Genomic DNA, 11,488 nt, shown 5'->3' on the forward strand with positions numbered 1-11,488 from the left:
GGGGGGGGGCTTGCAGCACGCAAGTTCGCCCGGTGGGTGACGGTCACGCTGATCGGACTGGTCTTGGCCCTTGCTGGGCATGGAGCAGATCATGGGTGAATCGATAGTCGCTTGGGCGAGGCGGGTGGCTGAGACGGAGCTCAGCGATGTGCTCCCACGGCGGTGGGCGCACTCGCAGGGGGTGGCGGATCGTGCGGCCGGACTCTCTCATGCCTTGGGACGGGATGCCGAGCTGTTGGTTGCTGCGGCGGTGCTGCATGACGTCGGATACGCGCCCCGCCTCGCGGGGACGGGGTTCCACCCGCTCGACGGGGCCCGGTTCCTGCGTGATGAGCACGGTGCGGACGAGCGGCTGGTGCGGCTGGTGGCGAACCACTCGTTCGCGCTGCTGGAGGCCGAGGAGCGCGGGCTGAGGGAGGTGCTGGAGCGTGAGTTCCCGTTGCTGGACGAGCCACTGCTCGTGGACGCCCTCGTGTACTGCGACATGACGACGACGCCCGACGGCCAACCGACCACCGCCAAGGAGCGGGTGGCGGAGATCGAGGGCCGCTACGGGGCCGACAGCCTCGTGGGGCGGTTCATCCGTCGGGCGTCGCCGGAGATCTTCGCGGCGGTAGCGCGGGTGGAGGCGGCGTTGGTGGCTCAGCCCAAGTAGGGGTAGGTGCCGGTGAGGTAGTCGCCGATCTGCTGGCGCATGCTCGGGTGGATGTCGTACTGGTCGAGGTCGGCGGGCTGGACGAAGCGGACGCCGTCAGCCTCATCGTTGATCGTGGGCGCGCCGCCGGTGGGGCGGCCGATGTAGGTGTTCTCGTACTGCTGACGGATCTCGCCGTCGGTGTAGGCGACGATGTGGTTCGGGTTGGTGTAGACGCCGAGGAAGCCGGTGATCTCGGCGATGATGCCTGTCTCCTCCAGGCACTCGCGTACCGCGCACTGGGCCGCGGTTTCGCCGATGTCCTGGGCTCCGCCGGGCAGGGCCCACTGGCCGGTGTCGCGGCGGCGCTGGAGGAGGATGGCGCCGCTGTGGTCGACGACGAGCAGGTTGCTCGCCGGGATGAGGGTGTTCGCCTTCGGTGCGGCGGGGTCGTTGTAGTACTCAGTCCTGCCCATGTGCGGCGGCCCCCTCCGGGTCGGGATTCCACGGCCGTGCTGCGGCCCAGACGGCTTCGAAGCTTTGAGCGTAGCTATCGAACCACCCTGCGGCCTCAGTCCTTTTGAGGTGCAGAAGGGGGTTGGCGCTGGCCGGCCTGCCCCACACGTGCGGGTTGACCAGCAGGTGGTCGTCGTAGCGGAACAGGGAGGTGTAGAGCGTGGTGTCGTGCAGTCGCACCTCGCAGCCGGCCTCTGGCAACAGCGGGCGGTAGTAGGTCAGGGAGGCGCGGATCTTTGCGGCGAGGGTGTCACCGATGCCCTCCTCGCGCCCTCGGATGGCGACCGCCTGACCGCGCGGGTCTCCAAAGCACAGACGTACGCGAACGCCTTCGGCGGCACGCTTGGCGAGCATGTGGGCGACCTGGGGGTTGGACTGGGCGAAGAACGTGCCGGAGAACACCAGCACTCCGATCTGCTCCCGTGCCTCCTGAAGAAGGGTGAGCCACATGTCCCGGGGGACACTGGCGCGGTTCTCGTAGGTGCCGATCAGCTCGCTGCCCAACGCGGTGGCGGGCATGTTCGCCCGTGGCTGCCGGGCAGGCCAGAGGAAGGACTCCTGCACCCGTAGGTGCCGGGCGGCACGGAACCGGTGACGCGGATGAGGCACTCGTCCGCCCAGCCAGCGGCCGACCGTCTTGGGGTCGACCTCGCAGACTTCGGCGAGCGACTCGGGGGAGACGCCGCGCTGGGCGAGTGCGGAGTGCAGTCGCTCGTTCACAGGCGTCATGCAAGCGGGGCCGAGAGCAATCGGGCAAGGACGTTTTGGGACGTTTCCGCGTCATGGGGCGAGGTGAGGGTCCTTACGCTGACGCCATGCAGCTCATCGCCCTATGGGACATCGACCACACCCTCATCGAGAACGTAGGCGTCAGCAAGGAGATTTATGCCGCCGCCTTCTCAACCCTCGTCGGTCATCCCCCTGCGGGGGCGGCTCGGACGGAAGGCAGGACGGACCGCCTGATTATGCGCGGGATGTTCCAGCAGCACGGGTTGGAGGAGCCTGCGTGGTCTGTGGTCGAGGAAGCTCTGGCCGAGGCCGGCGAGGGACGCCTGGAGGATCTGCGCCGGCGGGGGACAGCACTGCCGGGGGTGCGCGAGGTGCTGCTGGAGGCGTCGGAACATCCCGGATGGGTGTCGTCGGTGCTGACCGGCAACATCGCGGCCAATGCCCGAGTGAAGCTGTCAGCCTTCGATCTCGATCCGTTGCTGGATCTGCCTGTAGGGGCCTACGGAGCCGATGCCGAGCAGCGGCCTGATCTCGTCGCGGTCGCGCGGGAGCGCGCCCAGCGCCTGAGGGGCGTAGGCGAGGCAGTCCCCGTTGTGCTGGTCGGGGACACCCCCCGGGACGTCGAGGCCGCCCTCGCCACCGGCTCGGGGATCATCGCTGTCGCCTCCGGCATCCACAGAGCCGACGAGCTGGCTGCCGCCGGCGCTTCCGTGGTGTTGCCGGACCTGTCGGACACAGAACGGGTCATCGCGCTTCTGGAGGGCTTCGCGAGGCGTTGAAAACGTCCCGGGACGTCCTCGGGACCGTCCGTATACGCGGTGATGCGGTCCCGGCCCCCTCGGCCACGATCAGGGCTCCAACGAGGCAACTGGCCGAAGGGAGCACCAAGTGAAAGACACCAAGGCCTCCGTCGAGGAGGGTCTCCTGGTCGCCGTGGAAGCCCTCGCGAGCGTCCACGACCGGCACGACAGCAACGCCTCCGACCCCGGAACGGGCGGTACGGGCGACGGCCCCTGGCCCACCGGTGATGGGCTGAACCACGCGGCGTGACCGCCGCCGGCGCCCTGGCGGAGGGGTCGCGGTGCGCGTCCCCTCCGCCTTTCACGTCCAACCTGACGCAAGGAGAGGGGAACGGCTTCATGGAACACCGTCTGGTCCGCGCGGTCGAAGAGGCGCTGGGGTGGGACGGCCCGGAACCGCTCGGCAGGAAGTTCGCCCGCGGAAGCGTCAGCGACCCCGAGGTCGTGTCCAGGCTGCTCACGCCGCAGCGGCTGCTCGACATGGTCATGCGGCGGAGCGTGTCCAACCCGCAGTTCCGGTTCTTCAAGGGCGGCGAGGAGCTGCACCCCGACGCATACCTGAACCGGCAGGTCACCCCGCGGGGGCAGGCCATACCGATGGCCGACATGCACCGCGTCGGCAACCACCTGCGGGGCGGAGCGACGCTGGTCCTCGACCAGTCGAACGTCTTCGATCCCACCATGGAAGTGGCATGCCGGGCGTTGCAGTGGTGGTCGCGCGAGCACGTCCAGGCGAACGTCTACCTGACCACGAACGACGCCTCCGGCTTCGACCTGCACTGGGACGACCACGACGTCGTCATCGTCCAGCTCGCCGGCGAGAAGCAGTGGGAGGTACGCGCTGCCTCACGGCCCGTGCCGATGTACCGGGACGCCGAGCGGAACAACACGCCCAGTGAGGACATCGTGTGGACCGGCACCATGAAGGCTGGCGACGTCACGCACATCCCGCGCGGCTACTGGCACGCCGCCACCCGCGTCGGCCACGGCGACGGGCACAGCACCCACGTGACCTTCGGCTTCGCCAAGCGCACCGCCGTCAGCTGGCTGACCTGGCTGGCCGACTGGTCCCGCCAGGAGGAGATCTTCCGCCACGACCTCAACCGCTGGGACAGCCCCGACCAGCAGGAGGACCAGCAGCGCCGGCTGGCCACCGAGGCCTACCGTCTCATCGACGCCCGTGACCCGGCGGAGTTTCTCCGGCTCCGCGAGCAGGAAGCCCCTCCCGGCCGCCACGTCCCCTTCCTGGACATCTTCGGTCCCCTGGAGGCTGCGGTGTGCGTCACCGACTTCCCGCCGGCGATCACGGAGGACGGGGAGACGGTGGCCGTGGGGGCGGCGGGCAAGAAGCTGACTTTCGCGGCCAAGGCGCTTCCCGGCCTCCGCGTGTTGCTGAGCGGGCACCCCGTACGGCTGGACGAGGCCGTGCGCTCGGTGGGCGCCGAGGTGGAGGCACTGGCCAAAATCCTGGTGGAGGAGGAGCTGTGCGCGAGTCTGACTCCCGAATTGTCCTCGGGCTACATCGGTCTCGTTACGAACGACGGATCCTGACCGGCGCACTGGACCTGGGGATCACAGCGATCGACACGAGCTTCAACTATCGGGGCTTCACCGCCCACACCACGCTCGCGGACGTCGCCGGCGATCTCCTGCCCCGCTTCACACTCTCCACGAAGGTCGGCTTCTTTCCCACCGCCGGCCGAGCCGAGCATTCCCTCGACCCGGCCCGTCTCCGGGCGGCCCTGGACCGGACCAACCGCGACCTGCGCTGCGTACCGGACCTGGTGCTTCTGCACAACCCGGAACGCTCCCTACCTGCCTACACAACCGCGAACCGGGACGCCCTCGGCAGAGCATGCGCTGCCCTGGCCACAGCTGCGCAGGCCGGTCTGTGCGGCGCCTGGGGCATCTCCTCCTGGGATCCCCGCCCCCTGCCCTGCCTCGTCGACGCCACCCTGCCCCGGCCCGCTGTACTCATGGTCCGCGCGGGCCTCCTCGCCGGAATCGACGTCCTCGCAGCCTCCGAAGCACTCGCAGACCAGTGGGGTCTCACCCCGGACCAGGTCTGGGGGATGAGTCCCTTCGGAGGTGACCCGACCGATCCCGTGTGGGGGCGGTTGGACCCCCGCGTCTTCATCTCAGACGCGGACAACGCCCTCGCCGCCCTCCAGGCCGCGTTCCGCACGGCCTTCCGGCTCCCGGAGGTGGGAAGGATCGCCGTCGGCACGGACAAGCCCTCCCACCTTCGGGAACTGATCGACGCTCTCCGGTACGAGCCCGACGTCGGCCGGCTGCGGTCGTACCGGCAGCTCCTTCGGGAACGGGCGGGGCGTCAGGCGGATTGAAAGTCCGCCGCGACCTGCTCCGCCATCAGGCGGGCGGGTTCAAGGCGAGGGTCCTCGGGATGCGCGTCCGGGGCAAGGATCTTCCCGCAGACGAACAGGGTCATCAGCTTGCCGTCCCGGCTCTCCAGGTCCTGCCGTCGTTCGTGGCGGACACGCTCGGCGAGATCAGGGACGGCAAGCGAATTGCCCCACAGCGACGCGGCATCCAGGCCTCGTGGAGCCAAGCCCCAGTCCTCCCAGTCGAAGAGACAGAACTCCGGCCCGGTCATGTTCGCCCAGTTCAGATCAGCATGCGCCGACTGCCATTGGCGCACCTCGATGGCGACGCCATCGCGGAGAAAGCGGCGAACCGCGTCCGCCACTCCGGCCTGTGTGATCACCACAGTGTCGGGGGTCGCGACCCGGCTCGTGCTCTGGGCGGCGAGGGCGTCCAGTGAGCGGTTCAGTGCCTCCCACCACGTCTCCGGCAAGCGGGGGTCAGCCAACAGCACGCTGCTGCCCACCGGAGCGTCGGGCAGCAGATCGGTCTCGTCAGCACGCCACATCACCGGTTCGTCCCGCTGCCGCCACGCTGCGCCCCGCCGCCACTGCGGCTGCGCAACACCCTCCAGCAGCGCGGCGCACTCCGTGCCGTTCCAGCCCTGGTTCCCGATCTTCTCGAACCGACGCCGCTCAACACGCACCCAGGTGTCGCGATCAGTCCTGGCGCCGAGAGACCGGCGCTTACGCACCAGCGTGGCGCGGTCCAGATGAGTTCGCAGCATCTGCTCGGCCTCGCCGAGGACGATATCGGTCGGCTCAATTCGCAAGTCGAAAGCGGCGGTAGCTGATGCGGGAGATGGCACTGGACCTCCTTGGCGACTGACCGACGTTAGCAAGTGGTCCGGCCCTGCGGGGGCCTGACTGTGAGGGCGGTGAAGCTGCTCGGCGAGCGGATTCCCCCTGCCACTGGCCGGATGATGTCTTATACCGCCTGCGAGGCGGTCGGCAGCTACGCGCATGTCGCGGACATCGACGAGCTGGCCGAGCTGCGGTTGACGCACTGCTCGGTGTGGTCCCTGAATATGTCCCGGAGAGCCTGGTCCTTGCCTGAGAACGGCTGGCACAGCACATGCTGTGCCAGCCGTTCCTGTTGGCGCGTGGCGGCGCGCGTGTCATGCCGCTCGACGCCACGGCAAGCGGGAGCCTCTTGTGGGCAGCGCGAGTAGTTCGTGCAGGGGCCTGCCCTTGTGGGCCCAACGGTCCAGCCGGTCGCGGTCCACCCACCGCACGCCATGGCGGTCGCCCCAAGCCATGGCGTCGCGGGTGAACGAGCCGTTGGTGACGACTACCGCGTGGTCCGCCCTGTGCACGGGACCCGCCGTGCCCTTCACCTGGTACATCACCGACGAGCCGACCTTGCCGCCGACGCGTGTGTGTTTGGCCTGTATCACGATCCGTCCGAGGGGTATCCGGACGCCGATCACGTCCGCGGCCTGGTCCCCGCCACGGCCTACCTTCCTGGCCGCCCAGCCGTCGCGGACGAGGAGGTCGCGCAGCGCGTACTCGAACTGCTCGTCGTCCATCGCGTCCAACTCCGACAGGGTGATGCGCAGACGAGCCAGCCTCTCGCTGTCCGCGCGATGCCGGCGGTAGCCCCGTATCCGGAGGGCGGCTACGGCGATGGCCAAGGCGAGGATGACCAGGACCAGCAGCGGCCAGGCCGCAGCGGCCCTCGTCGTCAGGTTCGATGCGGCCTGCGCCAGGGCGACCATGACCGCGAGGGCCACGGCTGCCGCACCCAGGGCGTCCATGGTGTTGCGCGGTCGCCACTGGAGCTTGCGCCGCGGTCGGGCTGTCACTGCCCGCCCGCTGGTGCGGAGACGGCCGGCTTCGGGGCGGGCTGCTGCTCGGTGTCGTTGTCGCCGAACCCGAAGATCTGGCCCCAGAGCCATACCGCCGCACACAAGCCGGCCACGGCCCAGACGCTCAGCCCCTTGGCGGACTTGGGCCCCGGCTTGCGGCGGAGGTGGCTTCGTACGCGCACGTATCCGTCCGGAACCTTCGGCATGCTGCATCCCCTCCCTATCGGTCCGCGCTGCGCGGACCTCCAGTTCGGTTGTAGCGGTTGCTATTGACAGAACCTGATGCCCCGTCATGATCGTTCGGGAGATGAGGGTGCAAGTCAGCCACGCCTTCGCGAGCATCTACCGACCCTCGCGGTCCTCTGGTCTGCGCCGAGGCTTTCCGGCTGGGTGTTGTGCTGCGGATACGCAAGGCGTTCCGAATGTCCTGTTCCTGTGGAGTGCGGCGAGCAGCGACTGCGCCGGGCGCCGCCCCTCGAGATCGCCTCGAAGTTCACCCCGTAGATCGTTCCCACCAACGTGGGAGCAAACGGAATCGCCGCCCACGACGAGATCATTAGCACTCGCCGACCCCCAGCCCCTGGGGGCCATTGCCGTGGCGGCGGCGGATCACCCGCGTCTCAGCCGACCACCCGCGGCAGCCGCAGATTCAGCAGCTCCGTCACCTCCACCACCCCCGAGCTGCACCAGCAGCGTCACCACCAGCGCGTCCCCGTACCCCGCTGAGCGGGACCGGCCGCGCCCGGTACGGCAGCGGGGCCCCGATACGGCGGCAGGCCCGGACCGTGCGTCGCGGTCCGGGCCCTGCCCCGTGGGGTGCCGCCCTGCGGCGGCCTTGCGTCAGCTCTGTGCGGTTTCGTCGCTCGCCTGCCGGGCGGCCTCAGCTGCGCGTGCCTTTTCGCGCATCTTGCGAACCAGCTCCGCCTTCTGGGCGGCGGCGCCCTGGCGGTCGAGGTTGCGGTGCGGACCGTTGTTCTGCCGTTCGGCGCGGGACAGCTTCTTGCGCTGGCCGCCGCCCTGGCCCACGGGGTTGTTGATGTTCTTGCTGTCGGTCACGGGTTCTCCCGGTGGTGATGTGAAGTGATCTACGGATTCATTCGGTGGGGGACGGGCGCGGCGACGTCGAAGGGCGTCAGCGGGGGCCCGTCACGCTCTCACTCGTAAATCGGTGTCTGGAAGAACATGACAAAGACGTTACCCGGTTCCGTCGGCCCCGCGCGCCAAGATTTTCGCCGCCCCGGCGCCGGTCGGGCCTTCGGCGAGCGCCCGGGATCAGCTTCCTCCCGGGAATCTCGGCACCGCCCTCACCCGCCGGTGGTCGCCGCCCGCCCGGGGGGGAGGAGGAGGCAGAGCGCAAGTGGCGCTCGGTGATCACTCGGGGGTGCTGTTGCTCTCCCCGCCGGGGCCCCAGACGTCTCCCTTGCGGACGTTGCAGATCCAATGTGCGCTTTGCAGGTTGTCTGCCGTGTGCTCGCCGCCCAGCGTGACCGGTTTGATGTGGTCGAGCGTGGCCGAGCGAGGGTCGGGCCATGGCACATCCGGATTGATCTCCTGACGGCACAGCTGGCAGATCCATGCGTCGCGGCCGTAGATGTCATGCGGATCTACACTGTCCGCTTCCACGCCCAGAACGCCATGCCCCCGCGTACGTGCTTCGTAGCTGTTTCTGGCCCGTGTCGTGCGGCGCTGTTTTGGCCGAGCGGGCCGCGTAGGCCGGGGTCCACAGGGTCGGGGTTGCCTCCGTCACACAGACCCAGGCTTCCCATGAGTAAGGCCGCCCCTCGACGTCCACATCTCGGATGGCCGTTCAGGACTTGCCATCGGCGCCGCGGAACCTCTGGTGCGAGGTGAGTCGGCCTTCCCCAGCCGACGTCTCGGCCCACCAGAGTATGCCGGGTGTGTAGACGAGGAAGGACCCGCTCTCTGCGTGGAGCGCAATCACAGGGGCCGGATCGGCGTCCTCGGTGTTGGCCCGGACCGTGTCGATGAAGTGGGTGGCGCCAAGGCTGCTCGCGGTGGCATACGTGGTGACCGACCCGTGCCGTTCCACCGCGTCGCCGGGGACAGGCGCCAAGCCGTAGAACTCATAGGGGAATTCCGCGTCGGCAGGACGGGTACGGAAGGTTTGAGGTGGGCGGGCCTCGTTGAAGACGGCGCGCTGCTCGGGGCTTGGCCCTCGGGTTCCTCTGCCGAGGATGGTGTCCGGATTGATCTCTCCTCGGCGGATCATGGCGCTCGCGCGCCGTTTCAGGGTGTCGCTGCATCGTCCGGAGCACACGTGGCGGTCCCGGTAAGTCCACGGCGCCTTCGTGGGTATGGGCTCCGCGCAGATTCGGCAGGGCTCTCCGCCGACAGCTCGCTCGGCTGCGGCGAGGATGGGTGCCCAGTACGAGTCACCAGGGGCGGACCGGGTCCGGGCCGGGTCTGGAACGGGTGGTGTCCCCGGAGTGAATGCCGGCTTGGGCCGAGGCTTGCGTGGTGCATCGGCCGGTTGCGATCGAATTTCCCGGTATGTACTGACGCAGGGAGTGGAGCCGGCCTTCGCCGACTCATATCCGGAGGGGGAGTGCCCACAGGCGGGCCCTGGCGCGGTCGCGGCGTGCGAGCCGGTCGTCGACGGCCAGGTGTTCGTAGGTGCGGGCGGCGGCCGCCAGGCGGCCGGACATCTCGGTGACGACCGCTAGGCAGAGGTCGAGCTGGGCGATGCGGCGGGGGATGTCGAGCTGGGTGAAGATCGAGCGGGCTCCGGCATAGGCATGCTGGGCCGACAGTGGCCCCACCGCGGCTCCTTGGTCGCGCTTGAGATCGCCCATGAGGGCGGTCGAGCGGGCGAGGAGATACAGGCCCTTGTCGTCGAGCTCTGGCGGTCGGAAGCGGTTCAGCCAGCGACCCAGCAGGTTGTCGGCGAAGGCGAAGTTCTGGCGACTTAAGGCGACCACGACCCGGTCCAAGTCGTCGGTCCACGATTCGCCGGGCGCCGCCCCTCGATGAGGTGCTTTGCTGGCGCTAAGTCGATCAAGGGTGTGGGGTGAGTGGCTACAGCCAGTCGCGCTTCTTGAAGATGACGTACAGGCTCGTGCACACCACCGCCATCAGCACAATCGCGAACGGATACCCGCCCGCCCAGTGCAGCTCCGGCATGTTGTCGAAGTTCATCCCGTAGATCGTTCCCACCAACGTCGGCGCGAAGAGGATGGCGGCCCACGACGAGATCTTCTTGAAGTCGTCGCCCGCGCGGCGCTGACCCGTGGAGATCGCTTGCCGAACCACTCTGACCTGCGGCGATGGGCGTTTCCGGCTCTTTCACCGAGCTTCCGGTTTGCGCGGTCGATCCTCCCCAGCCGCTCCCCAACGGGGCTTCAATCTCCCCAGATTCTCCCCAGCTATGGCCCGTTCGTAGCGGCGTCTCCACTTGTGAGGCGACGTCCTCGCGCGTGAGCGGGGCCGCGCCCCCCGTAATCGAAGATCGAATCCGAGGGGGCGCCAGTGCTCCTGCGCCACCGGACGACTCCGCACCGCACACCAGCAGCCGTCGAGGCACAGGTCTGCCGCCTTCGGACCGGTCGCAAACTCGGCCCGGCACGCACAGCCTCGCCCTGGGGCTTGCCGCTTCGACCGTGCACCGGATCCAGGTCCGGCACGGCCTGAACCGCCTGGCCTGGCTCGACCGGCCCACCGGCGAACCGATCCGCCGCTTCGAACGCGCCAGGCCGGGCGAAGTGTCCACGTCGACATCAAGAAGCTCGGCAACATCCCCGACGGCGGGTGGCAGACCGTCGGCAAGACGGCCGGCGACCGCAACCGCCAGGCCACCGCCCGGGAACGCAAGAGCTGTAAGCCGGTGATCGGCTACAGCTACATCCACTCCGCCGTCGCCGAACACTCTTCGCTCCCCTACAGGGAGCTCTCACCGACGAACGCCAGGCCACCGCCATCGCCTCTGGAAACGTGTGAAACCTTCTTCACCGTGTACACCTACGTCCGCCCGCTCCTGCTGGCCGTTAATGGTGCCGCCGCCCGAACCGGTGTCCTCCCCGAAGCAATGCTCAGAGTTTCGGCATCCCTGGCGTATCCGGACTGCGCTCACGTAAGCACGCTGCACAGTGAGCCACGGGTGAGTGATCCGCCCCCTGTTCGCCTTCGCACGGATCGCTCGAGGTACGACCACGGACAACCCAGACCGCCGGAACCAGTGGCAACGGCATGAACATCCTTGCTATACCTGCGGAAAGGCTGGCCAGGGGGAAGGCGGGACAGCGTGACACGGCCGTGGAAGAGCGTGCTGATCGTGGTCGGGATGGCCTGCATCGCGGCGACGCCGATCGTCTGGTTGCTGAACGGCCCGGGCACCGGGGAGTTGGTCGGGGCGTCGTTGCAGGTCGGCACCGGGGTCGCAGCACTGGTGTGGGCGTGGTTGCAGCCCGGGCAGGGGAACTCGGCCACGGATACCGGCCAGGCGAGGGCGTCCCGTGGTGGGTCGGCGCACACCGGGATCCGCAGGCCCGGTGGGGCGGGCACGGGATCGGCGCGGGTGGAGCGGACTGGAGATGCGACGGCTGACGGATCCGGCAGCAGTGCCGGTACCGGGATCGACTACAGCTAGTCTCGGGGGAGCAGGTT

The 11,488-nt window shown here is 68.8% G+C and carries 14 protein-coding genes and 4 pseudogenes; 8 read left to right on the forward strand and 10 right to left on the reverse strand.

Annotated elements, in window-relative coordinates:
- Window positions 1–91: 91 nt before the first annotated feature.
- Window positions 92–655, forward strand: coding sequence for an HD domain-containing protein (locus tag AB0G59_RS02640; protein ID WP_360907572.1), 564 nt, complete (start codon window positions 92–94; stop codon window positions 653–655).
- On the opposite strand, the gene AB0G59_RS02645 is transcribed toward AB0G59_RS02640, so the two are convergent.
- Both AB0G59_RS02645 and AB0G59_RS02650 read right to left on the reverse strand, forming a co-directional pair.
- Complete coding sequence (locus AB0G59_RS02645; RefSeq protein ID WP_360907190.1) at window positions 643–1,110, reverse strand: NUDIX domain-containing protein; 468 nt, start codon at window positions 1,108–1,110, stop codon at window positions 643–645. The two genes, AB0G59_RS02640 and AB0G59_RS02645, sit on opposite strands and share 13 nt — an antisense overlap.
- Window positions 1,097–1,870, reverse strand: a complete 774-nt coding sequence (locus tag AB0G59_RS02650) for an XRE family transcriptional regulator (RefSeq protein WP_360907192.1) — start codon at window positions 1,868–1,870, stop codon at window positions 1,097–1,099. Before AB0G59_RS02650 ends, AB0G59_RS02645 begins: the two co-directional genes overlap by 14 nt.
- A 95-nt stretch (window positions 1,871–1,965) precedes the next feature.
- Here AB0G59_RS02650 and AB0G59_RS02655 point away from each other — a divergent pair, with 95 nt between their 5' ends.
- The 4 genes from AB0G59_RS02655 to AB0G59_RS02670 all read left to right on the forward strand — a co-directional run bounded on the left by AB0G59_RS02655 (window position 1,966) and on the right by AB0G59_RS02670 (window position 5,024).
- Window positions 1,966–2,658 carry a haloacid dehalogenase-like hydrolase gene (locus AB0G59_RS02655; protein ID WP_360907194.1) on the forward strand — a complete coding sequence of 231 codons (693 nt, stop codon included), beginning with the start codon at window positions 1,966–1,968 and terminating at the stop codon, window positions 2,656–2,658.
- Between the two features lie 109 nt (window positions 2,659–2,767).
- On the forward strand, window positions 2,768–2,929 hold the full coding sequence (locus tag AB0G59_RS02660) for a hypothetical protein (protein ID WP_360907196.1): 162 nt from the start codon (window positions 2,768–2,770) through the stop codon (window positions 2,927–2,929).
- Window positions 2,930–3,018: 89 nt separating this feature from the next.
- Complete coding sequence (locus AB0G59_RS02665) at window positions 3,019–4,230, forward strand: cupin domain-containing protein (RefSeq protein ID WP_360907198.1); 1,212 nt, start codon at window positions 3,019–3,021, stop codon at window positions 4,228–4,230.
- Entirely contained in the window at window positions 4,164–5,024 is an 861-nt protein-coding gene (locus AB0G59_RS02670; protein ID WP_360907200.1) for an aldo/keto reductase, read from the forward strand. The genes AB0G59_RS02665 and AB0G59_RS02670 overlap by 67 nt, the downstream gene beginning before the upstream one ends.
- On the opposite strand, the gene AB0G59_RS02675 is transcribed toward AB0G59_RS02670, so the two are convergent.
- Window positions 5,012–5,869: a hypothetical protein gene (locus tag AB0G59_RS02675; RefSeq protein ID WP_360907202.1), complete on the reverse strand. Its 858-nt coding sequence runs from the start codon at window positions 5,867–5,869 to the stop codon at window positions 5,012–5,014. The two genes, AB0G59_RS02670 and AB0G59_RS02675, sit on opposite strands and share 13 nt — an antisense overlap.
- Window positions 5,870–5,920: 51 nt before the next feature.
- Between AB0G59_RS02675 and AB0G59_RS02680 the strand changes: the two are divergent.
- Window positions 5,921–6,117, forward strand: a pseudogene (locus tag AB0G59_RS02680) (NUDIX hydrolase); the annotation flags it as partial.
- Between the two features lie 61 nt (window positions 6,118–6,178).
- Here AB0G59_RS02680 and AB0G59_RS02685 read toward each other — a convergent pair.
- From AB0G59_RS02685 to AB0G59_RS02715, 7 genes and pseudogenes are all read right to left on the reverse strand, one after another.
- Window positions 6,179–6,817: a restriction endonuclease gene (locus AB0G59_RS02685; protein WP_360907574.1), complete on the reverse strand. Its 639-nt coding sequence runs from the start codon at window positions 6,815–6,817 to the stop codon at window positions 6,179–6,181.
- A gap of 44 nt (window positions 6,818–6,861) precedes the next feature.
- On the reverse strand, window positions 6,862–7,074 hold the full coding sequence (locus AB0G59_RS02690) for a hypothetical protein (protein ID WP_360907204.1): 213 nt from the start codon (window positions 7,072–7,074) through the stop codon (window positions 6,862–6,864).
- Between the two features lie 634 nt (window positions 7,075–7,708).
- Window positions 7,709–7,924, reverse strand: coding sequence for a DUF6243 family protein (locus AB0G59_RS02695; RefSeq protein ID WP_360907206.1), 216 nt, complete (start codon window positions 7,922–7,924; stop codon window positions 7,709–7,711).
- A 315-nt stretch (window positions 7,925–8,239) separates the two neighbouring features.
- Entirely contained in the window at window positions 8,240–8,491 is a 252-nt protein-coding gene (locus AB0G59_RS02700; protein ID WP_360907208.1) for an HNH endonuclease signature motif containing protein, read from the reverse strand.
- A 184-nt stretch (window positions 8,492–8,675) separates the two neighbouring features.
- Window positions 8,676–9,098, reverse strand: coding sequence for a hypothetical protein (locus AB0G59_RS02705; protein WP_360907210.1), 423 nt, complete (start codon window positions 9,096–9,098; stop codon window positions 8,676–8,678).
- Between the two features lie 340 nt (window positions 9,099–9,438).
- Window positions 9,439–9,837, reverse strand: a pseudogene (locus AB0G59_RS02710) (hypothetical protein); the annotation flags it as partial.
- Window positions 9,838–9,904: 67 nt separating this feature from the next.
- Window positions 9,905–10,096: pseudogene (locus AB0G59_RS02715) on the reverse strand (CorA family divalent cation transporter); the annotation flags it as partial.
- Window positions 10,097–10,372: 276 nt separating this feature from the next.
- Here AB0G59_RS02715 and AB0G59_RS02720 point away from each other — a divergent pair.
- Window positions 10,373–10,772: pseudogene (locus AB0G59_RS02720) on the forward strand (IS481 family transposase); the annotation flags it as partial.
- Between the two features lie 375 nt (window positions 10,773–11,147).
- Complete coding sequence (locus tag AB0G59_RS02725) at window positions 11,148–11,471, forward strand: hypothetical protein (RefSeq protein WP_360907212.1); 324 nt, start codon at window positions 11,148–11,150, stop codon at window positions 11,469–11,471.
- Window positions 11,472–11,488: the final 17 nt, after the last annotated feature.

The organism is Streptomyces sp. NPDC021096 (genome assembly GCF_040641275.1).
Taxonomy (GTDB): Bacteria; Actinomycetota; Actinomycetes; order Streptomycetales; family Streptomycetaceae; genus Streptomyces.